Source organism: Streptomyces sp. NPDC026062 (genome assembly GCF_055568375.1).
The window spans coordinates 60227-83713 of record NZ_JBVHOQ010000004.1; the positions used below are offsets into that span (position 1 = coordinate 60227).

Here is a 23487-nt window from a genome sequence, read left to right on the forward strand (position 1 = left end):
GACACGCCGTCTCGCAGCGCTCGGGGCCCCAGCCCCGCCCCGGACGTCCCGAGGGCGGGACAGGGGCCCCGATGCGTCGGCCGCGTCAGCCGTCCGTCCCGGCCTGCCCCGCTCCGGCCGGCATCCGGCTGATCCTGCTCGGCCACCACGCCTTGGGGCCGACGTCCACGACCAGGGCGGGAACCAGGAGCGAACGCACCACCAGGGTGTCCAGCAGTACGCCGAAGGCCACGATGAACGCGATCTGGGCGAGGAACGCCAGGGGGATGACGATGAGCGCCGCGAAGGTGGCGGCGAGCACCACCCCTGCCGATGTGATGACTCCGCCGGTACTGACCAGCCCGCGCAGCACCCCCTGCCGGGCGCCGTGCTCCAGCGCCTCCTCACGGACCCGTGACATCAGGAAGATGTTGTAGTCGACTCCGAGTGCCACCAGGAAGACGAATCCGTACAGCGGTACGGAGGCGTCCGTGCCGCTGAACCCCAGGACGTGCTCGAAGACCAGCGAGGAAACGCCGAGGGTCGCGAGGAAGTTGAGCCCCACGGTGGCCACCAGCAGGACGGGGACCAGCACCGACCGCAGCAGCCCCATCAGGATCAGCAGAATGATCACGAGCACCACCGGCACGATGATGCCCCGGTCACGCTCGGCGGTCGTTTGCGTGTCGTACTGCTGCGCGGTGTAGCCGCCGACGAGCGCGTCGGCTCCCGTGACGCCGTGGACGGCATGGCGCAGGCGCTGGACGGTCTCCTTGGCCGCGTCGCTGTCCGCGGCATCGTCCAGGGTCGCGTCGACGCGCACCCGGCCGTCGACCACCAGAGGCGGCCCACCACCCGGAACGCCGGACGCGGTGACGGGTGCCGCGGCGGCGACACCCGGTGTTCCCGCGGCCGCGGCGGTCACCTCGTCCACGCGGCCGGCCGCCGCGACGACCACGGCGGGGTTGCCGGAGCCGCCGGGGAAGTGTTTGCCCAGGGTTGCCTGGGCGGAGACGGACGGGGCATCGTTCACGAAGATCTCGTCCAGGGGCACACCCCGTGACGTGAGCGTGGGTGCGAACGCCGCACAGGCGACGAGGACCAGGGTGGTGGAGACCCACACCTTGCGCGGGGACCGGTCGACGCGGGTGGCGACCCGGCGCCAGATGCCGTGCCCGCCCGACTCCTCGTCCACCGGTCGCGGCCTGGCGGGCCAGTAGGCCGCCCGGCCGCACAGGACCAGCACCGCGGGGAGGAACGTCAGCGTGGTCAGTACCGCGCAGACGATGCCGATGGCACCCACCGGCCCCAGCGCCCGGTTGTTCGTCAGATCGCTGAGCAGCAGGGCCAGCAGACCCAGTGCCACGGTGGCGGCGCTGGCGGTGATCGCACCGAAGGAACGGCGGAGCGCGGCAAGGGCCGCGGCCGTCCGGTCACCGTGCCCCGTAAGTTCCTCCCGGAAGCGGGCGGTGAGAAGCAGGGCGTAGTCGGTGGCCGCCCCGATCACCAGAATCGACAGGATGCCCTGGACCTGCCCGTCGACACGGACGATGTCCTGGTCCGCGAGGGCGTACACGACCGCGCAGGCGAGGCCGAGGGCGAGGACGGCGCTGATGATGATCAGGAAGGGCAGCAGAAGGCTGCGGTAGACGAGCAGCAGAATCACCAGCACGGCGGCCAGGGCCACGCCCAGAAGCAGCCCGTCGATCCCCGAGAACGCGTCCTTGAGGTCGGCCTGACTGGCCGCCGGCCCCGCGATCTCCGCCGTCGTGCCCGGCACGGAATCCGCTGCGGCGCGCACCCGTTCGAGAGTGTCCGGCAGCGCGTCACCCAGGTCCGAGCGCAGCTGTACGACGCCGGACAGCGCCGCACCGTCCGCGGAGGGCTTCGCGGCCGAGGGTGTACCGACCACACCGGGCTGCCCGGCCAGGGAGGCGAGCGCCCGGGTGGCCGCTTCCTGTCCGCCGCCGGGGATCCCGTCCGCCCGGCCGGTCCAGACGACGATCGCGGGTACGGTCCCCGACTTCTGGAACGCCTTCTGCGCCTCGGACACCTTGGTCGACTCGGCGCTGCGCGGCAGGAAGGCCGCCTGGTCGTTGGTGGCCACCTCGCCGAGCTTTCCTGCGTAGGGACCCAGCGTCCCTCCGATGCCGAGCCAGACGACGAGCAGGGCTACAGGCACCAGCCATCGGACGATGCGGTGCCGCGGTGCGGGCTTCATTGCTTCCCCATGGGTCGACGCACGACAGATATCTCTCCGGCATTGATTATCTCAATGAGTGAGAGATATTACTCTGGGAGTATGCGCACCGCAGACGGAGGCCCGGGCAGAGGAATGAGCGAAGGTTCCACAGGACTCCAGTCGTTCGCGGTGCTGCTGCGCCGCATGAACAGCGAGTTCAACCGCATCGCTCATGAGTTCGCCCAGGCCCAGGGGCTCCATCCCACCGACGTACAGGCCCTCATCGCCATCCTGGACGCGGATCACGGCGAGACGGGCTCGGTCATGACCCCGGGGCGGCTGCGCGAGCAGCTGGACCTCACCTCGGGTGCGGTGACGGCGTGTCTGGACCGGCTGGAACGTGCGGGGCACATCCACCGCGTCCGGGACGGCGGAGACCGGCGGGTGGTGCGTCTGCATTACGCCACCGCCGCGAAAGCGGTCGCCCGCGACTTCTTCCGGCCGCTTGCGGCAGGCACCGAAGCGGCCCGTGAACAGTTCGACGAGGACGAGCTGCACATCGTGGTCCGCTTCCTGGAGGCCATGAACGACGAGCTGGGACAGTTGCGCGGACGTGGGCCGCGCCCGTAGAACCGGCCCGCCGGCACTCAGAGCGCCCGCAGACCGTTGATCACCTCACGCAGGACGCGTTCATCGGGCAGTTGGGCGGGTGGTACCGGACGGCCGACCGTCACATACCCCGATTCGAGCAGATCGCCGAGCAGCACGCGCACCACACCGACCGGCAGGTCGGCGTCGGCGGAGAGCTCGGCGACCGACTGTGTCTCGGTACGGCAGAGGGCCAGCAGCATCCGGTGCTCGGGCCCGAGAAGGGCGTCCTCGGAGCTCCCGGACACGGTGTCGTCGAAGGTGATGAGCGCGATCAGGTCGAAGCGCGTACCACCGGGGCCGGGTTCGGTCCGGCCGCCGGTCATGGCATAGGGGCGGACGAGCGGGCCGGCGTCGGCGTCGTACCACTGGCTGCCCGGCAGCTCGTACGGTTCGGGGGCCTCCGGGCCACCCTCGGTCATGGACACTGTTCTCCCCGTTCCTCAGCCTGCTGCCGACGGGTACTCGGCGAAGCGTGCCGGGGTACACAGGTGCTCACCGACCCGTTTGACGAGGCGGGCCATCTCATAGGCGACCAGACCGATGTCGGCGAAGGCCGTACTGAGCACGGCAAGACACGAACCTTCCCCGGCAGCGGCGACGAACAGGAATCCGTCGTCCATCTCCACCATCGTCTGCCGCACGTCCCCCACTCGGAAGTGCCGCCCCGCCCCCTTGGCGAGGCTGTGGAAACCGGAGGCGACCGCGGCCAGATGATCGGCGTCCTCTCGGCTCAGTGCGCTGGACGCACCGACGGCCAGCCCGTCGCCGGAGAGCACCACCGCGTTCCGGACCTCGCCGACGCGGGTCACCAGATCGTCCAGCAGCCAGTCGAGTTCACCGGACCGGCGGGACGCCCCGGTCCTCTCGTTCGCGATCATGCGGGTTCTCCTTCGCTGGGCGGGCCGGGTTCGGTGGAGCCCGGAACTGCTGATGTGGCCCCCGGGGCGGCGCCTCCGCCGCGTACCCAGCCGGCCCGGTAGGCGGTCATGCGGTCCCTGGCCTGCTCGGGGGTGCGTGGTGCGCCCGTGTCCCCGTCCGGTCCGCCGACCCGCGGCGGTTCGGGCCTCGGTTCCTCACGCAGCTGCGGTACGAGGCTGGCCTGCCGCACCCGGCGGGGCAGGGAGACGTCGTCGGCGTCCTCCCGGGCCGGTTTCCCCGGTGCCTGCCGGATTTCGCCCTTGCCCTCGGCACGGCGGGTGCGCAGCGAGGTGACCTGGGCACCGGGGCCTGTTCGCGGCTCCGGGACCGGAACGGGCGCGGGAAAGGCCGTGTTCTGGTGGCGTACGGCGCGGGGACCCGGCTCGGACAAGGGGTGTCCGGAGGCGTCCCGGCGCTCGTCGGAAACCTTCGGCGCCGTCTCTTCCCCGGGCGGCGGCAGCGCGGGCTCCAGGAGCGCGGTCGGCAGCAGGACCACCGCCGTCGTGCCGCCGTACGGGGAAGTACGGAGCCGGACCTTGATCCGGTGCCGTACGGCGAGCCGGCTGACGACGAACAGGCCGAGCCGGTCACTGTCGAACAGGTCGAGCGCTTCCGCCTGATCGATGCGGCGGTTGGCCTCGGCAAGCAGTTCGGTCCCCATGCCGAGGCCGCGGTCCTCGATCTCCAGGGCGTAGCCGTTGCCGACGGGTTCGCCGGTGATGCGAACCCTGGTGTGCGGGGGCGAGAACTGGGCCGCGTTCTCGACGAGTTCGGCAAGCAGGTGGGTCAGGTCGGCGACAGCCGTGCCCTTCACCGCCGCGTCGGGCAGCCTGCTGACCTCCACCCGGGCGTAGTCCTCGATCTCGGAGACGGCCGCGCGCACGACGCTGGTCAGCGGCACGGGCATCCGCCAGGCCCTGCCGGGGGCGGCGCCGGAAAGGATGATCAGGCTCTCGGCGTGCCTGCGCATGCGTGTGGTGAGGTGGTCGAGGCGGAAGAGGTCGCTCAGCTCGTCGGGGTCGTCGGCGCGGCGCTCCATGCTGTCCAGGAGGTTGAGCTGGCGGTGGACCAGCACCTGGCTGCGCCGGGCGAGGTTGACGAAGACGCCGGAGATCCCGTCCGCGAGCTCGGCCCGTTCGACCGCGGCGCTGAGGGCGGCTCGGTGCACGGTGCCGAGGGCCTCGCCGACCTGGCCGATCTCGTCCTGGGAGGCGAGGCCCGGCGGTGCCTCGGCCATGATGTCGAGCTCTTCGCCCGCGCGCAGTCGCCTTATGGCCAGGGGCAGTTCGCGCCGGGCGATCTCCAGGGCGCTGTTGCGGAGGCTGACGAGTTCCACGACGAGGGCGCGCCCGATGCGTACGGAGATCGCCAGGGACGCCGCGACGGCGACGCAGCCGAAGATCACGGCGGCTCCGGAAGGGCTGAGGAGTCCGCGGGCGAGGGGGTTCGCGCGGTCGGCGGCCCGCTCACCCGCACCGGTGCCGATGCCGTGCAGCTCACTGCGGACGTCGTCGGCGGCGACCTGCCAGTCCGCGGCGCGTACGGCGCGGGCGGCGTCGCGGCCGGGCGCGGCAGCGAGCACCTTGTCCTCGGCGGCCCGGACGGCACGGTAGGCGGGCCGGGCGGTGAGCTCCCGCCAAGCGGCACGCTCGGTGGCGGGGAGATCGGCGCCGGCGGCCCCGGTAAGACTGCGCCGCGTGTCGACCGCGCCGGTGAAGAGCCGCAGCGGGCGGCTTTCCAGTGTGCCTACGCGTGCGGCGATGGCCAGCAGGGCGTCCTCGCGGGCCAGCATCTCGTCACCACGGGCGAGTTCGAGCAGGACGCGGGCGTCGGAGCCGGGGGAGTCGTCCTGAATGCCGGTGAGGGCTCCGGAGACGGCGAAGGCGGCACTGACCGCCGAGGTGTAGCGGTCGTACACGGCGGACTCGTCGCCCCCGGCACCGTTGGGGGTTCCCTTGTCCGCCCCCAGCTCCTGGGCCAGTCGCAGGAACCGGTCGAGCCGGCCCGCCACTCCACCGGGAAGGCTGCCGGTGCCGGCGATGGTGTGGCCGTCGTCGAGGCGCAGTGCGTCGAGCGCTGTGCGGGTTCGCCCGGCGTGCTCCTTCAGTGCCGAGGCGTGTGCGCTGCTGGGTTCGGCGGCCTGGAGCATGGCTGCCTTGCGTTCGTCCTGGAGAGCGGCGACGGCCGCGGCGACCGGCGCCCGCACTTCCGCGTCGACGCGCTGCAACTGCCGCAGCCTGGCTACGTCCTGGGCCGTGGACACGGTGGCGAAGCCCCAGAGGGCGAGCAGGGAGACGACCGGCAGCATGAGCAGCGAGATGATCTTCGCCCGCACGGTCCTGGGGCGCAGCGTCCAGCGTCCGGGCGGGGCGGATATGCCGTGTGCGACCGGCGGGCCGTCGTATTCAACGCTCTCGTCGGCCGGCGGCCCCGCGTGCGCACGCCGGCCTCGGGCCTGTGGAGCGGCGGCCCGGGCGGCGGAGACACCGGGGGCCGGGGTCGTGCGGGGTGGGCGCATGGCCTCCTCGTTCCGGGTCGGGGCTGGGTGGGCGGGTGGGCGGGTGGGCGGGCCGGGCCGCTGGTCAGTGAGTGCCGACGGGTGCTCCGGTGGCGACGGGTGGCGGGACGGAACTGTGGGCGGCGCGCCGGGGCCGCAGGTCCCGGCCGCGCCCGGCCGGTCCCGCCTCGGTGAGATCGGCGGGATTCGGCGCGCGCCCCGCGTGGGCGTACGCGGCGCGTTCGGGCGCGGTAGGGGAAAGGGCCACGAACGCCGAGGTGAGGAAGAGGTAGGAGCCGAGCCCGACGGCGAGGGGGAAGATGAACTGCATCGCGGTGGCCCCCTGCGGTACGGCTCCCGAGGGCGTCACCCGCACGGTCACGGCCATCATTCCGGTGTAGTGCATGCTGCTGACCGCCGCTCCCATGACGAGCGAGGCAAGGGCCACGGCGCGCGCCGACCTGATGTTGAGCGCGGCCCAGAGTGCGGCCGTCGCCGCGATGACCGCGATGGCGACGGAGAGCACGACCCTCAGCGGGTCGTAGTGGACGGTGCCGTGCAGCCGGAGTGCCGCCATGCCGAGGTAGTGCATGCTGGCGACGCCGAGTCCGGTGGCGAACCCGCCGAGCAGCAGCGCCTTTGTCCGGTCGCGGCTGTAGCCGACGGCGAAGACGCCGCCGCCGACCACCAGCATGGCGCCGAGAAGGCTGAGGAAGGTCAGCGGCACGTTGTAGCGGATGTCGGTGCCGTACACGCCGAAGCCGAGCATGGCGACGAAGTGCATGGTCCAGATGCCCGTGCCGATGGCCGATGCGGCCGTGATCAGCCAGTTGCGGCGCGAGCGCCCTGTCGTGTCGAGCGCGCGCACGGTACAGCTCAGGCCGAGTGCGGCGCCGATGCAGGCCATCGCGTACGACAGCAGAGGTGTCAGCCAGCCGAAGGTGGCGTGGTCCAGATGTCCCATGACCTGGGGACGCTAGTCGTGGCGGGGCGCGCGCCCGGCGCGCATTCGCAAGCTGTCGAAATATGACAGAGAGATGTTCCTCAACGATCGCAGCATGGTCGATCGTGCGCGTCGCTTCACAACGTTTCGTTCGGGCTCACACTGCGCGATCATGTCCGTATGGCCGATGACCACACACACGTCCAGGAGTTCTTCGCGGCTCGCGCCGCGAACTGGGACACACGGTTTCCCGACGACGGTCCGGCCTTCGTCACCGCGGTCGCCGCGCTGGGACTTGGCCCCGGCGACGCTGTGCTCGACGCCGGCTGCGGGACGGGGCGTGCGATGCCTGCCCTGAGGGCGGCGGTCGGCCCGCGGGGCACCGTGCTGGGCGCCGACCTCACCGCGGCCATGCTGGCGTCGGCGGCGCGCGCGGGGCGCGGCAGCAGCGGGCTGCTGGTCCAGGCCGATGCCGCACGGCTGCCGCTGCGGTCGCGGAGTCTGGACGCGGTGTTCGCGGCCGGGCTGATCTCGCATCTGGCCCGGCCCGGTCCGGACCTGGCCGAGCTGGCCCGGGTGGTCCGGCCGGATGGGCTGCTGGCGCTGTTCCACCCGATCGGGCGGGCGGCGCTGGCCGCGCGGCACGGCCGGCAGATCACGGACGGTGATCTGCGGGCCGAGCCGAACCTGGGCCCGCTGCTGGCCCGTTCGGGCTGGCGCCTCACCTCGTACATAGACGAGGACAGCCGGTTCCTCGCCCTGGCCGAACGGACCGGCTGACCCCTCCCTCAGACAAGTGGGCGGCCCCGCCGCCCGTCATCCGGACCGCGGGTCGCGGCCCCGGAGGCGCGGGACCGGGCAGCCGCCGACGCCCGGTGTGGGGAACGTGCCGAGCGCGGCCACCTCGTAGCCGTCCGGGTATCCCTTGATCTCCGGGTTCTGCCGCGCGTAGTGCGGCTTGGCGCGCGGCGGCAGGAGACGGACCGCACGCGCTCTCAGACGCAGAGCGCCGCGGGTGAGAGTGCGAGCTGCGGTGCTCGGCCGTTCGTAACGGAAGGCTCTCAACAGCGGGTCGTCGAGCAGAGCGAGGCTCGCCCCGCGCGCACGAGCGGTGCGAGGGGGCGCGGATACCAGGAGGCCATCAGGTCCAGCGTGGCATCCGACACCGACCGCGCCCCTTCGTCCCAGCCGAAGTGCGCGTCCTCGTAGGTGTCGAGGGTGTGCTCGAAGTCCTCGTACGTCTGTGGCAGGTCCTGGATCCCCATATGCGCGCCCAGGGTCCGGTAGTAGGCCGCGGATGCCCGCAGTTCGTGGCCGGACAGCCGACGCCAGCCGTAGACGTCGAGCCATCGCTTCGGTGTGACGACGAAGGTGCACAGGACATAGCGCATGTCGTCGTTGCTGATGTCGAAGCTGTTGTGCATCCGGTTGATCCGGCGGATGGCCGTACGCCCGGGGTCGCTGTCGAAGCCGTGCTCGACGACCGTGTCCAGAAGCAGCGCGGTGTCGTCGTACCGCTTCTGCGAACGGTTCGTCAGTTCGGCTGTCTCCGCCAGGAGCCGCCCGATGGCGGGGACCGCATACGTCCGGTAGAGGGCCAGTTCGAGGGCGCGGGCGATGTCCCAGGGGAACTCGTACGTCACCGTCATCCGGTAGATCTCCAGGAAGTCCCGCTCCGGATCGCGGCGTTGGATGTCCTTCAGCCGGTCGTAACGCTTCACCGCGGCGTCCCCCTTGTCCAGGTCGAGTGTCCAAGCCTACGTGTGGGGGCATGACGGTGAGTACGTACGGACGGCACCGTACGCACAGCACGTACCGCTTCACGCGTGTGCGCCGGCGCTCCCATCGACGAGAGGCGGTCCCCCATGACCGGAGTGTTCGGCCTTCTGCGCAGAGCCGTGTCCCCCGGGCGCGCGAACGGCCCCTCCGCCGGGGCCGCGCGGACGCCTGAGCGCCGGCAGCACAACCTCTTCGAGGCGGCCGCCACGTACGTCGCGGCGTCGGTGGAGGACGACGAGGACCGGATGGACGAGGCGAGCGGCTGGGTGTCGCCCGAGGCGCTCTCCTTCGGCGTCGGTGAACTCGCCTGCCGGGCCGTCATCGCGCTTGCCCGGGAGCGCGACGAGTCACCGGAGACGGTGGCCCGTACGCTGCTCGGCCTCGCGGACGGCTGAGCGGGGCCGCACGGTTCGCCGCCGAAGTCGGCGTCCGGCCTTGTCAGGGCCTCGACGAGCGGGTTACCCACTGGTTAAGGTGCGCCGACGACACGCACGACGGAAGAGGAGGGTCCGGTGGCCGGGACCGACAACACAGTCGCCGACGACGCGCTGTATGTGCTGACCGCGGTCCTGCTGACCCCTGCGCAGTTCCCGAGCGTCCTCGGCGACGACTACCCGGCGGCCTGCGCGGCCCTGGGCCTGGAGCCGTACGCCGAAGGATACGGGCTGGTCCTGGGCCAGGACTCCGACGGGGCCCGGTGGACCGTGGTCGTCGACGACGTCTCACTGGTGGCCGTGGCGATAGCGTCCTGGGACTGCGGGATGGAGTACGACCTCTCGCCGGACGACCGCACGGTGGTCTGTGCGCTGCCCGGCTGGCCGCTTGCCGTGGCGGTCGCCGCTCCGGGAGTGGCAGCCCCCCACGATCCGGCGCCCGACCCCGATGCGGGCGGGGAGGACCGGCCGCCGCTGTCCCCGCCCGACACCGATGCGTGGGGGCCTGCCCAGCGCAGGCTGGGGGCGGACGCGATCGCACTTCAGTGGGCGGTCTGGCGGGAACAGATCGACGACGCGACAGCCTTCGAGCCGGAAGGCGGCAAGGACGCGGATCCGGACACGCCCGCCGAGACCGGCGCGGACGCCGGCACGGACGCCGGCACCGAGACCGCTGCCGACGCGGGCACGGACTCGGTGTCCCCGTCCGGCTCCGAGAAGACCCTTCTCCGCCGAACGCATCCCGGCGTCCGGCGGGCGCTGGCCGACGCGCACGCCTATGTCGGCACCCCGCCGCCGCCCGGCCGCATCCGCTCGTCCTTCGCCCCCGGCGACGCCCGGATGATCCGGGCGGACGGCCCCGGATGGTCCATGGTCGCCAGGACCGACGACATCGCCTTCCTGCTGCTGGACGAGGTGCCGGGGGAAATCCTGACCGTGGGTCGCGGCACCGAGCTCCCCAAGCTGCTCAAGGCTCTGGACGCGATCGCCGTCCGGCCGTCCTGACCTCGGCGGGATGCCGAACCACTGGGTCCGGGAACCTTGGGGATCCAAAACCCCCGGTCTCCCTGGAGTCAGGCTCTCAGACCTGCGCGAGCGGCAGGTGGGGCTCCGCGGGAAGCTCGACCTCGACCGGGTCGCCCGGCCGGACCTCGCCGCCCGCAGCGACCACGCTCATGATCCCGGCCTTACGGACGATGTTGCCCGCCTCGTCCCGGCCGACGACCTGCTTGAGCAGCCCGTTCCGGAAGTTGTCGATCTGGAGGCACGGGTTGCGCAGCCCCGTGACCTCGACGACCGCCTCGTCACCGAGGTGAAGCCTGGTACCGACGGGAAGGGCCAGCAGATCGACACCGCGGGTGGTGATGTTCTCCCCCAGGTCACCGGGGGCGACCTCGAAGCCCACCTCGCGCAGCTCGGCGAACAGCTCTTCGTGTATGAGATGGACCTGCCGCAGATTCGGCCGGGTGGGGTCCTGCGCGACCCTGGAACGGTGTTTGACCGTCACCCCCGCGTGTACATCCCCCTCCACGCCCAGTCCGGTCAGCAGCCTCACACTGTCCCGGTTCGGCTTGGTGAAGCTGTACGTGTCGTTTCTGCTCACGACGGTGACTGTCCCGCTCACTGCACAGGTCTCCTCTAGCGGCCTATTTCCTTGCGCGTGATCCTACGGAGCCTGCGTCGCTGGCCCGGGTCCAAGGCCAGATAAGCGATCGCGGGAACTCCGATGAGCACCAGCAGTGACAGCCAGAACCCGATGAACGGCATCAGGACGACTGCGACGACAACTCCCCCGATGGCGATCTTCGCGCTGTTCGACATCGTCCACGCCTCCTCCGCGGCCGTGGGCCGCTCCTGCTGTGAGAACGCCTGCGGGCGCCCATCGGTTCCATCCGCCGCGGACACGCCCGCGCACGGCCACCTCTGCCGGTTCCACCCCGGCCGGCCCGACCGGTTGCACTCGGGCCGGCCCGCCTCAGCCGGTCCGCCCCCGGCCAGTCACCTCAGTGGAGCACCGACCTCGTGCATGTGCTCCAGCGCCTGCCGGTAGGACTCGGTCGGTCCGGTCTCGGCATACGGCATGCCGAGCGCCTCGCAGTGGGCCTTGACCAGGGGCTGGGCCAGCCGCAGATGCGGTCGCGGCATGCTCGGGAAGAGGTGGTGCTCGATCTGGTAGTTCAGCCCGCCGAGGAACCAGTCGGTGAGGACGCCGCCGCGCACGTTGCGCGAGGTGAGGACCTGCCGCTGCAGATGTCCCCAGCGGTCACCGTCCGGGTCGGGCATCTCCATGCCCTTGTGGTTCGGAGCGAAGGCCATGCCCAGGTGGAGTCCGAAGAGCGCGTGGTGCACGAGCGCGAAGACGACCGCCTTTCCAGGAGACATGACTGTGAGCAGCAGCGTCGCGTAGAGCCCGAGGTGGGCCAGCAGGAGCAGGGCGGACAGGGCCCGCTCCCTGACGGGCTGCTGTCGCAGGTACCGGAAGCCGGAGATCTTCAGGGCGATGCCTTCGAGGAGCAGCATCGGGAAGAACAGCCGGGCCTGGTTGCGGGTGAGCCAACGGGCGAAGCCCGCACGCTGTGCGGCCTGCTTCTGGGTCCAGACGAGGGCTCCGACGCCCACGTCCGGGTCCTTGTCGATATGGTTCGGGTTGGCGTGGTGACGTACGTGCTTGTCGTTCCACCACGCCTCGTTCATGCCGAGCAGGAGGTTGGCGTGGAAGAGGCCGATGGTCCGGCTCACCCGCCGGCTGCCGGATATCTGGGCATGGCCGGCGTCGTGCCCGACGAAGGCGGTACGGGACCAGACGACGGCAAGGGGCAGAGCCAGCGGGAGGGTCCACCAGGTGTTCCCGAGGAGGACCACTGCGGTGATCACCGCGCCCAGTGCGAGCAGATTGACGGCGATGCCTGCCGCGTACCAGCCGGTGCGCCGTTCGAGGAGTCCCTGCTCCTTGACGGCCCGCAGCAGTGGCGCGAAGTCACTTCCCGGACTTCCGGCGCTTCCTGCGATTCCCGGACTTCCCGCAATTCCGGCGCTGTCGCGGGTCCGTTCCGCGACGGCGGTTGCGGCCTGAGGCATGATGTCTCCGGTCTCATAGGTGCGTTGACCTGATGAAACGTACGGGTCGCCGTGGGACGGCAGCCATGGAGCCACCACCCGGGGTCTCCTGGTGCCAGCCCCCTCCTTCCGACAGGGGCCCGCACCACCGGGCAGAAACAAGGAACACCCCCAAGTGACCCGAATCACATGTGCGGCACTCCCCCTGGCGCTTCGAGTGGAGTACCCTCGGCGACCTCGACTCACTAGTCAAATTTGAGGACTCTGATATCGCTGTGCACCGCCTCCCCGCAGCAACGCTCTCCGAGATCTCCGCGCTCGCCGGCTGTTCCGCGGTCTTCCTCCCCGCGTCCCCTTCCCGGACCGGACGGGTCGCCTTCTGGTATCCGGACGGCAGCAGTCCTCCCGACGCCCCGGGATCCGTCGAGGAGCTCACCGTCGCCGGCGCCGACGCGCTGCCGCACGGGGTGCCCGCGCGGATCCTCCCGGTGAGGGACGCACTCCCGGTGCTCACCCGCGCCCGGGCTGCGGCGCACGCCTCCGCCGCAGCCCGGTTCTGGGGCGCAGCGGCTCTGCTGGCCCTGCAGTTCGCCGCCCGGGGGCTGTTGCTGCCGGGGCTGAGTGCCACCGATCATGACGCCTGGCGGGCCGGCCCGCTCACGGCGGACGACCGGGAGCGGATCCGTACCCTTGCCGCGTCCATGCCGCCCACCGCGCACGCGGTGCCGGTCGACGCCTTGGCGCAGCCTCTTCTCCTGCCCGAACCACATGAACTGGTAAGGGAGTTCATCGACGCGATCGCGGACGGGCTGCCGCGCTCACCCGGTGCCCCGTTCGCCTCGGGTGGCCCGGCGTTCACCTCGGACGAGCCCCAGCACCTGCCCGGGCAGCGCGCCTGGGTCGCCGATGTCGCCGCGGGGCACGACGCGGGTGTCCGGCTCTCGCTGCGCGTGGAGGTCCTGGGACTCGACGGAACCGGTGAGACGCCGTCGGGGCAGCCTGCCGGCCCCGTCTTCCGTGTCGTTCCGCAGATCCACGGCGTGAGCGATCCGACGCTGGTCGCCGACGCCGCCGAGATCTGGGCGGGCTCGGGACCGGCAGCGGCGGCGTTCGGGCCGAAGGCCAGGATGGACACGCTGCTCATGCTGCGCCGGGCCGCCCGCGCCTGGCCGCCCCTGGCCCCCTTGCTGTCGGCCGCCGTGCCGGACGCCGTGGAGCCGGCCGACGAGGAGATCACCGAACTCCTCGGTCCCGCCTCCCGGGCCCTCGCCGCCACCGGTGTTCAGGTGCACTGGCCCCGGGAGCTGTCGCACGAGCTGACGGCTCGCGCGGTGATCGGCCCCTCGGGCGAGGCGGACGGGCCGGGCGAGCCCGACGGGAACCCGCTTCACGCGCGCACCGCTCCGGACACCGCGCCGCTGCTGTCCGCCGACTCCCTGCTGACATTCAACTGGTGGTTCGCCCTCGGTGACCAGCAGCTCAGCCGGGCGGAGCTGGACCGGCTCGCCGAGGCGGGACGGCCGCTGGTACGGCTGCGCGACCAGTGGGTGCTGGTCGATCCCGAACAGGCGCGTCGCGCCAGGGAGACGCAGGACCGCAAGGTCACCGCCATCGATGCGCTCGGCGCCGTGCTGACCGGCTCCGCCGAGATCGACGGGCACCGGGTCGACGTACAGGCGACGGGCTGGCTGGAACGTCTGCGGCAGCGGGTCGCGGATCCGGAGTCCCGGCAGGGCGACGAGCCGGCGGTCGGTCAGCCGGCCGCGCTCACCGCGACGCTGCGTGACTACCAGCTCCGTGGCCTCAACTGGCTGCACACCATGACCTCGCTCGGGCTCGGCGGCTGCCTCGCCGACGACATGGGGCTCGGCAAGACCATCACGCTGATCGCCCTGCATCTGCACCGCCAGACCCTCGAAGAGGCCGCCGGACCCACTCTGGTGGTCTGCCCGACCTCGCTGATGGGCAACTGGCAACGGGAGATCGAGAAGTTCGCACCGGGCACCCCCGTCCGCCGCTTCCACGGCGGATCGCGCAGTCTGGAGGACCTGGCGGACGGCGAGTTCGTCCTCACCACGTACGGCACGATGCGGCTGGACGCGTCGCGGCTCGCGACCGTGCGGTGGGGCATGGCTGTCGCGGACGAGGCACAGCACGTGAAGAATCCGTACTCGGCAACGGCCAGGCAGCTTCGCACGATCCGGGCGCGGGCACGCGTCGCCCTCACCGGTACCCCCGTGGAGAACAACATCTCCGAGCTGTGGGCCATCCTCGACTGGACGACCCCCGGCCTGCTGGGCAGGCTCGGCACCTTCCGTACCAGGTACGCGCGTGCGGTGGAGGGCGGCGGCGATCCGGCGGCGGCCGAGCGCCTCGGGGCGCTGGTGCGGCCCTTCCTGTTGCGCCGGCGCAAGTCCGATCCGGGCATCGCCCCGGAACTGCCGCCGAAGACGGAGACGGACCGCGCGGTGTCGCTGACGGCCGAACAGGCGGGTCTGTACGAGGCGGTGGTACGGGAGACACTGGCGGCCATCTCCGAAGCCGACGGGATGGCCCGGCGTGGCCTGGTGGTGAAACTGCTGACCGCGCTCAAGCAGATCTGCAACCATCCCGCGCAGTATCTCAAGGAGGAGGAACCGCGGATCGCGAACCGCTCGGGCAAGGTGGAGCTGCTGGACGAGCTGCTGGACACGATTCTCGCGGAGGGGGCGGGCGTCCTCGTCTTCACCCAGTACGTGCAGATGGCACGGCTGCTGGAGCGGCATCTGGCGGCGCGCGGGATCGATACGCAGTTCCTGCACGGCGGGACGCCGGTGGCCCAGCGCGAGGCGATGGTGAGCCGGTTCCAGTCGGGCGGGGCACCGGTCTTCCTGCTGTCACTCAAGGCCGCCGGGACCGGGCTCAATCTCACCCGGGCCGGCCATGTGGTGCACTTCGACCGCTGGTGGAACCCTGCCGTCGAGGCGCAGGCCACCGACCGCGCGTACCGCATCGGGCAGACCCAGCCGGTGCAGGTCCACCGGCTGATCGCCGAAGGCACGATCGAGGACCGGATCTCCGAGATGCTCGCCCGCAAACAGGGGCTCGCGGACGCGGTGCTCGGTTCGGGCGAGAGCGCCCTGACCGAGCTCAGCGACGCGGAACTGGCCGATCTGGTGGAACTGCGAGGGGGCGCACGATGAGCGAAGGATACGAGCCGGACGCGTTCGGCGAGGGCGAAGGCACGGTGCCCGGGCAGGAGCGCACCTTCGCCGCGCTGCCTCCCGCGCAGGGACGCGGCTTCGCGGAGTCCTGGTGGGGCCGGGCCTGGCTGAAGGCTCTGGAGGACACCGCGCTGGACGGGCAACAGCTCAAGAAGGGCCGCCGGTTCGCCCGTGAGGGCCGGGTCGGCGCGGTGTCCGTGCGGCCGGGCCGGATCACCGCGGTGGTCCGCGACCGTGACGAGAGCGGCTTCCGCAGCGACGTACTGCTCCAGGAGCTGACCGACGGGGAGTGGGACCGCTTCCTCGGCATGGCCGTCGACCGGGCCGGGCACATCGCCGCGCTCCTCGACCGGGAGATGCCTCCGCATCTGGTCGAGGACGCGGCGGCGGCCGGTGTGGACCTGCTGCCGGGGATCGGTGACCTGGACCCCGAGTGCGGCTGCGAGGCCTGGGACCACTGCCCGCACACCGCCGCCCTCTGCTACCAGGTGGCGCGGCTGCTGGACCAGGATCCGTTCGTCCTGCTGCTGATGCGGGGCCGCGGTGAACGGCGGCTGCTGGACGAGCTCCAGGTGCGGATCGCCGCCCGGGCCGCGCGGCACGGACCGTCGGACCCAGCGGACGACGCGGCCGAGGAGGGCGGAAGGACCGAAATCCACGCCGTGCGCGGGGTCGTGGCGGCCGAGGCCTACGCGGCGGCCGGCCTCCTCCCGCCACTGCCACCGGTCCCTGTGCTCCCCGCCGAACCGGGACCGTCTCCCTCCCTGGAAACGGAGACGGATCCAGAACCGGGCGTGGACCCGGCCGCCTTGGAGATGCTGGCAACGGACAGCGCGGCGCGTGCTCACCGGATGCTGGCTGAGGCGCTGTCGCCCGGTCATGGACAGCAGCCGGTCCCTGCCGGGCTGACTCCCGGGCAGGACGCGGTACGGCTGGCGGCGGACGCGCGGCCCGAGCCGTGGATCGCGAACCGGCTGGCGGCGGGATCGGGCCGGCAGCGTGCCGGTCTGGCGGCCGCCGTGCGCGCCTGGCGTTACGGCGGCCCGGCCGCGCTCGCCGTGCTCGACGAGGAGTGGACGCCGGGCGCCGGCACCCTCGCCCGGGCCAGAACGCGGCTCGCCGGAGCCTGGGAGGAGGACGAGGCTCCCCGGCTGCGCGCCGAGCGCAACCGCTGGACGTCCGTGGACGGCACGGCTCAGCTGCGCTACGGACGGGACGGCCGCTGGTATCCGTACCGCAAGGAGAGCGGCCGGTGGACTCCGGTGGGTCCGTCCGACGAGGATCCGGCGGCGGCCTGGGCGGATGCGACGGCGTCTTCGGACGGCTGACAACGGCTCGCCGGCGGCGGGCAGGGTACGCCTTCGACCCGGCCGGACGGCTCCGGCATGGAGACGTCCGTGACGCCTCCGGAGCTGCCGCACCCACCGACCGGCCGAGGACCGGAGCTCCCGGGCCGCGGGGCCCCACCGCCCGGCGGCCCGGCCCCGGCCCGACTACGGGGCGGCCCACGTCACCGCAACTCCCCCTGGTTCGGACCGGTTTCGGACCGCTGCCGTCTTCCGCCACCCGCGCGGCGCCCGTACGGTGGGGCGCGCACGCCGCTCGGCCGCACATCGGACAGCACGTTCCGGTCATCGGACAACAGGGAGTCACGGGATGCCGGTGAATCGGGTACCGGCATTCCACGCGTTGCCGAACGGCCGCGCGAGGCCCGTTCCGGAGCGTCACGCCGCTGCCCTCCCCCACACTCAGGAGTACGCATGGACCGCAGAAGGATCCTTCAGGGCGCCGCCGCGACAGCGGCGGGGGCACTGCTTCCCGCCTCCGTCCGCGCCACCGCGGCAACTGCCGGCGAGACGGACTATCCGGCGGCCCACTGGGTACCGGCCTCGGCGTCCAACTACACGGTATCGACGCGGCCTTCGGCCTATCCGGTGCAGTACGTGATCATCCATGTCACCCAGGAGACGTTCTCGGACACCGTGGCGATCTTCCAGAATCCGGCGAAGCAGGTGTCCGCGCACTATCTGGTGCGTTCCGGGGACGGGTACATCGACCAGTGCGTGCGGGAGAAGGACATCGCCTGGCATGCGGGGAACTGGGACTACAACACCCGTAGCATCGGCATCGAGCACGAGGGCTATGTGGACCAGCCCTCCTACTTCACCAACGCCATGTACGAGAAGTCCGCACTGCTGACGGCCTCGGTGTGCGACCGCTACGGCATCCCCAAGGACCGGGCGCACATCCTCGGCCACGTTCAGGTCCCGGGTACGGACCACACGGACCCGGGTCCCCACTGGGACTGGGTCCGCTACATCCGTCTGGTCAACCTGCTGAGCGCCGGCTGAACCACGCACGGTCGGCCGGACTCCACGCCCCGGGTGTACGCCGGGGGCGTGGACCGGCCGAATGGCCGCACCAGTGCTTCCAAGTCGCCCCGGGCGGGCGGCGGATCAGGAGCGGCCGAGCGGCAGCCGGGGCGGGCCGGCCGGAAAACGGGTGCCGTACCGGATCGGAAGGCAACGCCGGTGACCACCAGGCGAGACGGCCGGTCCCGCCTTCTTGACGGCACCACCGGGCGCACCGAGACTGACGTGGACGGTCACGATTGTCAGCGCTGCCCGTGCGGGGTCTCCCGCTCGTGCGGTGATCGGCCCCGGCCCGCTGGCAGGCAACCCTTCCACCGCGATGGGGTGCCCCGGGTGACGACCGGGTCCTGTCGCACCGACAGGGCAAGCGCGGTCTCGCGTCTCGCGAGCCCCGATGGCAGGACCGGTGGGAATTGCCCAGGAACGGCTTGACGAGGCGCTTGCACATCGATCTGTTGCGTGTCTCCAGCGCTTACTAGTCCACACGCAGGACCTGTCCCGGTCCGATCCGCCGGATTCCCTTTTTTCCGGTGTGATCGCTTCGGGACCCTTCGGGTCCTCCAGGTCCGGACCGGTACGCAAGCGCAGTCGTTCCGCATCCGGCCGCCGGCGCCCACGAGGTGACGGTGGCTTCGTCGTTCCCCCAGGGATCCCCACAGGGAGAGTCATGCCCGAGACAGCATCACGCGGTTCCATCACAGGCAAGTCACCGAATTGCGGCCCCGTTTCGTCCGCCGCCGCATCCCGCGCCGCAGGCCTTCGCCCCTCGTCGGGGGTCCGGTCCCCCCGCTTCCACAGCCGGATCGGCGTCGGGCTCGCCGGCGGGTTCTATCCCGCACCACACCGCTACGAACTGTTCCTGTCGGCGAGTTGTCCGCGCTCGCTGCGCATCTCCATCACACTCGATCTCCTCGGGCTGCGGGACTCGGTCACCACCACGCTCCTGACCCACCCGGCCGGGACGCCCGAGGCCTTCGCCTCGCTGCTCGGTGCGTACGAGGCCACGGTGCTCCACTACGACGGACCGCTGACGGCACCCGCGCTGCGCGACCGCTGGAGCGGCCGCATCGTCAGCAACCACACGCCCGGCATTCTGCGCGATCTCGCGGGTCTGCTGTCCGGGCACGACGAGTCACGCCCCTCCGCGCTCCACCCGCCGGCACTCGCCCGGGACGTCGAAGCCTTGCGTGAACTGCTGGACCGGAAGGTCACGCCGTCCGCCGCGCCCTCGGAGCGCTCGGCGGCACTCGGTCTGATGGAACAGAGTCTCTCCTTGCGGCCCTATGCGTTGGGCGCGGAGCTGACGGCCGCCGACGTGGACCTCTGGGTGGCGCTCGTCCGTCCGGGCCCGGCCGGTTGCCTGTCCGCGTATCCCCGGCTCCAGGAGTTCGTCCGACGCCTCGAAGGCCATCCCGCCTTCCCCCGCGCGGACGACATCGTGCTCGACGACGGCTCCGCGCTCCCGTGCGCGGACGATGCCGTGCCCGACGACCGCTCCGCGTTCTCGTGCGCGGACGATGCCGTGTCCGACGCGGCGTGAGCCCAGGCGTTCAGTCCGAGGCGCGAGCGGTTCCCCGGTCCACACCCTCCGCGGGCTCCCCCGCCGGGGGATAGCGGACGAAGAGGATGCCCTGCACGTCGCCGTCGGGCGCGCCGTAGACGTGGGGCGCGTCGGCCCGCCAGTGCGCGCAGGAACCGGGACCCGCGGTACTGGTGTCGTCCGGCGGGCCGACGACGGCGGTCCCGGCCAGCACCATCAGGCTCTCCCGGGTGCCCGGGACATGCCCCTGCGACTGCTGCACGGCGCCCGCCCTGATGCTGATGCGGAACACATCGGTGACCGCGGGCCCGTCCTCGTGCCGCTCCAGAAGGACAGCGGTGACGGCACTTCCCGAGACACCGGGGAGTGCCGGACCGGAGCCCCCTGCCGGGAGCGGGTCGCTCAGCACGGCGCTGAGCGGTAGACCGAGCGCCGTGGTGAGTGCGTACAGCGTCTCCAGGGTGGGATTCCTGGTGCCGCTCTCCAGCGCCGAGAGCGTGCCCTTGCCCACGCGGGAGCGCCTGGAGAGCTCCGAAAGGGACAGGTCCCGCTCGCGCCGCAGCGCTCGCAGCCTGCGCCCCACGTCCTCGTTCAGCCCCATCGGCCGTGCACCCGCTCCACTCTCCGGTTGACGGGCGTCGGCCCGCTTCTCTAGTGTTCCACATACAGAACGTTCCGTATACGGAACGCACCTTCACGGGCACGCCCCGTCAACCGCGGGCCATCGGTCCAGCCAGGGGCAGCACCCGGTCAGGCACATCGCAGGGGAAGTGGCTCACTCATGTTCGCGATCACCCGCATTCGCTCGATCGCGCCGCCCTCGGCCGTGGCCGCCGGACTGATCGCCGTCATGGTGGGCGTCACCAGCTCGGCCGCCCTGGTCTTCACGGCCGCGCAGGCGGCGGGGGCCGACTCCCGCGAGATCTCCTCCTGGATGCTGGCGCTCGGTGTCGGGCTCGCCTGCACCTGCGTCGGACTGTCGCTGCGCTTCCGGGCCCCTGTCGTGACCGCGTGGTCGACGCCGGGAGCCGCGCTGCTCGCGACCGGACTGAGCGGTGTGCCGATGGCTCAGGCGGTCGGCGCCTTCGTCTTCTCGGCGCTGCTCATCCTCGTGAGCGGGGTGACGGGCTGGTTCGGCCGGCTGATGGGCCGGATCCCGGTGCCCCTGGCGGCCGCGCTCCTCGCCGGGGTACTGCTGCGGTTCGGAACAGGGCTGTTCAGCACGATGGACGGCGGATTCGCGGTCGCGTTCCCCATGTTCGTGATCTATCTGCTGGGCCGGCGCCTGCTTCCCCGCTACGCCGTGCTGCTGGCGCTGGCCGCGGGCGTGGCGACCACCGTGTTCACCGGCGGCTGGCAACTGGGCAAGGTCCGACTCGCCCTGGCCGCCCCGGTCTTCACGGCACCGGAGTTCGACTGGAAGGTCCTCGTCAGCGTCGGCGCTCCCCTTTTCGTCGTCACGATGGCCTCGCAGAATCTGCCCGGCGTCGCCGTGATCCGCGGCGCCGGCTACGACGTGCCGGTCTCGCCACTGATGACATGGACCGGGGCGGCCAACGCCGTTCTGGCTCCCTTCGGCGCGTTCGGCCTCAATCTGGCCGCGATCACGGCCGCCATCTGCACCGGCGAGGAAGCGCACCCCGACCGCGACAAGCGATATCTCGCCGCCGTGTGGGCAGGCGTCTTCTACCTCTGTGTCGGTCTCCTCGGTGCCACCGTCGCCTCGCTCCTCACCGCGATGCCGCAGGAACTCGTCCTGACGATCGCCGGCATCGGTCTGCTCGCCACCATTGAGGCCTCGCTGTCCGCCGCACTCGCCGACAAGGCGTCGAGGGAGGCGGCCGTGGTGACCTTCCTCGCCACTGCCTCCGGCGTGACACTGCTGGGGATCGGCTCCGCGTTCTGGGGCCTGCTGGCCGGCCTGGTCACCGGCGCCATCGCCTCGGCGGGCCGCCCGCGCCACGAGGAGCCGGTACCCGAGCCCCTGCCGGCCGAAGTCCGCGTCCACTGAAGCCCGTAGGGACCTGGAACCCGCCGTGGCGCACCCGGCACCTTCCTGTCCTGTCCGTGGAACGGAGTTGCTCCGGACAGCGGGGGCGGGGTGGGATGGACACCATGCAGAAAGCGGTTTCCCCACCCTCCGCCGAACCCCTGGCGCCCTTTGACCACCTCGACCACCGCTACCGCGGCGAGAACCCGATCCGTACGCTCGGCCACCTCTTCCGGCCCGACCGCGGGCGGCTGGTCCTCGCGGCCGTCATCTTCGTCGTGAAGCACAGCCCCATCTGGCTGCTTCCCCTGATCACCGCCACGGTGCTGGACGTGGTCGTCCAGCACGGCCCGGAGTCCGGGCTCTGGAAGTCCACCGGTGTTCTGCTGTTCATCCTCGTGATCAACTACCCGCTCCACCAGTGGTACGTACGCTGCCTCGGCGGCAGCATCCGGCGCATGGGCACGACCCTGCGCTCGGCGCTGTGCCGCCGGATGCAGCAGCTGTCCATCGGCTATCACTCACGGGTCAGTTCGAGCGTCCTGCAGGCCAAGGTGGTCCGCGACGTGGAGTCGGTCGAGCAGATGATGCAGCAGAGCGCCGACATGGGCCTCGGCGCCGTCGTGACACTGATCGGCGGGCTCGTCGTCATCGGCGTGCGCGTGCCCGCCTTCCTTCCGGTCTTCCTGATCGTGGTGCCGGCGGCCGGCTTCCTCGTGATGAAGCTGCGCTCCCGGCTGCGCAGCCACAACGAGTCCTTCCGGCGCGAGGTCGAACAACTCTCCTCCCGCGTCGGCGAGATGACCACCCTGATACCCATCACCCGCGCCCACGGACTGGAGCGCACCGCGCTCGGCCGGGTCGACGGCTCGCTGCGCCAGGTCTTCGCGGCCGGTCTGCGCCTGGACGTGATCAACGGCCGCTTCGGGTCGCTGGCCTGGGTCATACTCAACACGCTGGGGGTGCTGTGCCTGACGGGGTCGGCTCTGGTCGCCTACCACGGCTGGATGCCCATCACCCCCGGCGACGTCGTGATGCTCAGTGCCTTCTTCACCGTCCTGACCGGTTCCGTCACCACGCTGCTGGGCCTGGCGCCCATCCTCACCAAGGGGCTGGAGTCGGTACGTTCGGCAGGCGAGGTGCTCCAGGCACCCGACCTCGAACACAACGCCGGCAAGGCACAGGTCGACCGTGTCACCGGCCGGATCGACTTCGAGAACGTCGGCTTCGCATACGAGGACGCGGCCCCCGCCGTGGACGGGTTCACCCTCTCGGCACGGCCGGGCGAGACCATCGCCCTGGTCGGCGCGTCGGGCGCGGGCAAGTCGACCGTCCTGAACCTCCTCATCGGATTCATCCGGCCCACCTCGGGCCGCATCCTCCTCGACGGAACCGATATGGCCGGCCTCGACCTGCGCAGCTACCGGCGGTTTCTGTCCGTGGTTCCCCAGGAGTCGATCCTCTTCGAGGGCAGCATCCGCGACAACGTGACGTACGGGATGGGAGACACCGACGAAGCCACGCTGATGCGGGCGCTGGCGGACGCCAACGCACTGGAGTTCGTCAGGAATCTGCCGCTCGGTCTGGACACGGTCGTCGGCGAGCGGGGGGCGCGCCTCTCGGGCGGCCAGAAGCAGCGGCTCGCCATCGCCCGCGCGCTGATCCGCGATCCCAGGGTACTGGTACTCGACGAGGCCACCTCCGCACTGGACAACCGCTCGGAGGCCCTCGTACAGGAAGCTCTCTCCCGGCTCGTGCACGGCCGGACGGTCTTCGTCGTCGCCCACCGGCTCTCCACGATCCAGGGCGCCGACCGGATCGTGGCGATGGAGGGCGGCCGGATCGCGGAGGTGGGGACGCACGACGAACTGATCGGCAGGGAAGGGGTGTACGCGGGCCTTCAGCCCGCCTACCCGTAACGGTCCCCCGCCGGACGACGGCG

General features: G+C 71.5%; 20 protein-coding genes, 1 pseudogene and 1 riboswitch. Of the genes and pseudogenes, 11 read left to right on the forward strand and 10 right to left on the reverse strand.

The window, feature by feature from the left end:
- Positions 1-85: 85 nt before the first annotated feature.
- Entirely contained in the window at positions 86-2200 is a 2115-nt protein-coding gene (locus ACZ4LX_RS04935; protein WP_467639752.1) for an MMPL family transporter, read from the reverse strand.
- 81 nt (positions 2201-2281) lie between these two features.
- Here ACZ4LX_RS04935 and ACZ4LX_RS04940 point away from each other — a divergent pair, with 81 nt between their 5' ends.
- On the forward strand, positions 2282-2791 hold the full coding sequence (locus tag ACZ4LX_RS04940) for a MarR family winged helix-turn-helix transcriptional regulator (protein ID WP_467639749.1): 510 nt from the start codon (positions 2282-2284) through the stop codon (positions 2789-2791).
- A 17-nt stretch (positions 2792-2808) separates the two neighbouring features.
- Here ACZ4LX_RS04940 and ACZ4LX_RS04945 read toward each other — a convergent pair whose 3' ends face one another.
- The 4 genes from ACZ4LX_RS04945 to ACZ4LX_RS04960 all read right to left on the reverse strand — a co-directional run bounded on the left by ACZ4LX_RS04945 (position 2809) and on the right by ACZ4LX_RS04960 (position 7191).
- Positions 2809-3231: a DUF742 domain-containing protein gene (locus ACZ4LX_RS04945; RefSeq protein WP_467639746.1), complete on the reverse strand. Its 423-nt coding sequence runs from the start codon at positions 3229-3231 to the stop codon at positions 2809-2811.
- Between the two features lie 21 nt (positions 3232-3252).
- Complete coding sequence (locus tag ACZ4LX_RS04950) at positions 3253-3690, reverse strand: roadblock/LC7 domain-containing protein (protein ID WP_467639743.1); 438 nt, start codon at positions 3688-3690, stop codon at positions 3253-3255.
- Positions 3687-6248 (reverse strand): sensor histidine kinase, encoded by a 2562-nt coding sequence (locus ACZ4LX_RS04955; RefSeq protein WP_467639740.1) that lies wholly within the window; start codon positions 6246-6248, stop codon positions 3687-3689. The genes ACZ4LX_RS04950 and ACZ4LX_RS04955 overlap by 4 nt, the downstream gene beginning before the upstream one ends.
- 64 nt (positions 6249-6312) lie before the next feature.
- A complete protein-coding gene (locus ACZ4LX_RS04960) occupies positions 6313-7191 on the reverse strand; it encodes an MHYT domain-containing protein (protein ID WP_467639738.1) in 879 nt (292 codons plus the stop codon).
- Between the two features lie 159 nt (positions 7192-7350).
- Here ACZ4LX_RS04960 and ACZ4LX_RS04965 point away from each other — a divergent pair, with 159 nt between their 5' ends.
- Positions 7351-7950 carry a class I SAM-dependent methyltransferase gene (locus tag ACZ4LX_RS04965; RefSeq protein WP_467639735.1) on the forward strand — a complete coding sequence of 200 codons (600 nt, stop codon included), beginning with the start codon at positions 7351-7353 and terminating at the stop codon, positions 7948-7950.
- Between the two features lie 36 nt (positions 7951-7986).
- Here the strand turns inward: ACZ4LX_RS04965 and ACZ4LX_RS04970 are convergent.
- Positions 7987-8891 (reverse strand): annotated as a pseudogene (locus ACZ4LX_RS04970) (oxygenase MpaB family protein).
- Between the two features lie 144 nt (positions 8892-9035).
- Between ACZ4LX_RS04970 and ACZ4LX_RS04975 the strand changes: the two are divergent.
- Complete coding sequence (locus ACZ4LX_RS04975; protein WP_467639732.1) at positions 9036-9344, forward strand: hypothetical protein; 309 nt, start codon at positions 9036-9038, stop codon at positions 9342-9344.
- Positions 9345-9461: 117 nt separating this feature from the next.
- The gene (locus ACZ4LX_RS04980) at positions 9462-10388 is read left to right on the forward strand and encodes a hypothetical protein (protein WP_467639729.1); all 927 of its coding nucleotides are present in this window, start codon (positions 9462-9464) and stop codon (positions 10386-10388) included.
- 76 nt (positions 10389-10464) lie between these two features.
- Here the strand turns inward: ACZ4LX_RS04980 and ACZ4LX_RS04985 are convergent, their stop codons facing one another.
- From ACZ4LX_RS04985 to ACZ4LX_RS04995, 3 genes are all read right to left on the reverse strand, one after another.
- Positions 10465-11007, reverse strand: a complete 543-nt coding sequence (locus tag ACZ4LX_RS04985) for an MOSC domain-containing protein (protein WP_467639726.1) — start codon at positions 11005-11007, stop codon at positions 10465-10467.
- Positions 11008-11021: 14 nt separating this feature from the next.
- On the reverse strand, positions 11022-11204 hold the full coding sequence (locus tag ACZ4LX_RS04990; protein ID WP_326733485.1) for a hypothetical protein: 183 nt from the start codon (positions 11202-11204) through the stop codon (positions 11022-11024).
- Positions 11205-11381: 177 nt separating this feature from the next.
- Positions 11382-12461, reverse strand: coding sequence for a fatty acid desaturase family protein (locus ACZ4LX_RS04995; protein WP_467639723.1), 1080 nt, complete (start codon positions 12459-12461; stop codon positions 11382-11384).
- Between the two features lie 254 nt (positions 12462-12715).
- Between ACZ4LX_RS04995 and ACZ4LX_RS05000 the strand changes: the two genes are divergently transcribed.
- The 5 genes from ACZ4LX_RS05000 (at position 12716) to ACZ4LX_RS05020 (ending at position 19555) form a co-directional block, all read left to right on the forward strand.
- Positions 12716-15622: a DEAD/DEAH box helicase gene (locus ACZ4LX_RS05000; protein WP_467639720.1), complete on the forward strand. Its 2907-nt coding sequence runs from the start codon at positions 12716-12718 to the stop codon at positions 15620-15622.
- Positions 15619-16971 (forward strand): SWF or SNF family helicase, encoded by a 1353-nt coding sequence (locus tag ACZ4LX_RS05005; protein WP_467639717.1) that lies wholly within the window; start codon positions 15619-15621, stop codon positions 16969-16971. Before ACZ4LX_RS05000 ends, ACZ4LX_RS05005 begins: the two co-directional genes overlap by 4 nt.
- Positions 16972-17403: 432 nt before the next feature.
- Complete coding sequence (locus tag ACZ4LX_RS05010; protein ID WP_467639714.1) at positions 17404-17994, forward strand: N-acetylmuramoyl-L-alanine amidase; 591 nt, start codon at positions 17404-17406, stop codon at positions 17992-17994.
- 252 nt (positions 17995-18246) lie between these two features.
- Positions 18247-18391: riboswitch (SAM riboswitch) on the forward strand.
- Between the two features lie 52 nt (positions 18392-18443).
- Positions 18444-18494: a putative leader peptide gene (locus ACZ4LX_RS05015; RefSeq protein WP_393063431.1), complete on the forward strand. Its 51-nt coding sequence runs from the start codon at positions 18444-18446 to the stop codon at positions 18492-18494.
- A 188-nt stretch (positions 18495-18682) separates the two neighbouring features.
- Complete coding sequence (locus ACZ4LX_RS05020; RefSeq protein WP_467639711.1) at positions 18683-19555, forward strand: glutathione S-transferase family protein; 873 nt, start codon at positions 18683-18685, stop codon at positions 19553-19555.
- Between the two features lie 10 nt (positions 19556-19565).
- Here the strand turns inward: ACZ4LX_RS05020 and ACZ4LX_RS05025 are convergent, their stop codons facing one another.
- Positions 19566-20156, reverse strand: coding sequence for a helix-turn-helix domain-containing protein (locus ACZ4LX_RS05025; protein WP_467639709.1), 591 nt, complete (start codon positions 20154-20156; stop codon positions 19566-19568).
- A 180-nt stretch (positions 20157-20336) separates the two neighbouring features.
- Here ACZ4LX_RS05025 and ACZ4LX_RS05030 point away from each other — a divergent pair, with 180 nt between their 5' ends.
- Together ACZ4LX_RS05030 and ACZ4LX_RS05035 are read left to right on the forward strand one after the other, a co-directional pair.
- Positions 20337-21566, forward strand: coding sequence for a benzoate/H(+) symporter BenE family transporter (locus ACZ4LX_RS05030; RefSeq protein WP_467639706.1), 1230 nt, complete (start codon positions 20337-20339; stop codon positions 21564-21566).
- Between the two features lie 104 nt (positions 21567-21670).
- A complete protein-coding gene (locus ACZ4LX_RS05035; protein ID WP_467639703.1) occupies positions 21671-23464 on the forward strand; it encodes an ABC transporter ATP-binding protein in 1794 nt (597 codons plus the stop codon).
- Positions 23465-23487 lie beyond the last annotated feature (23 nt).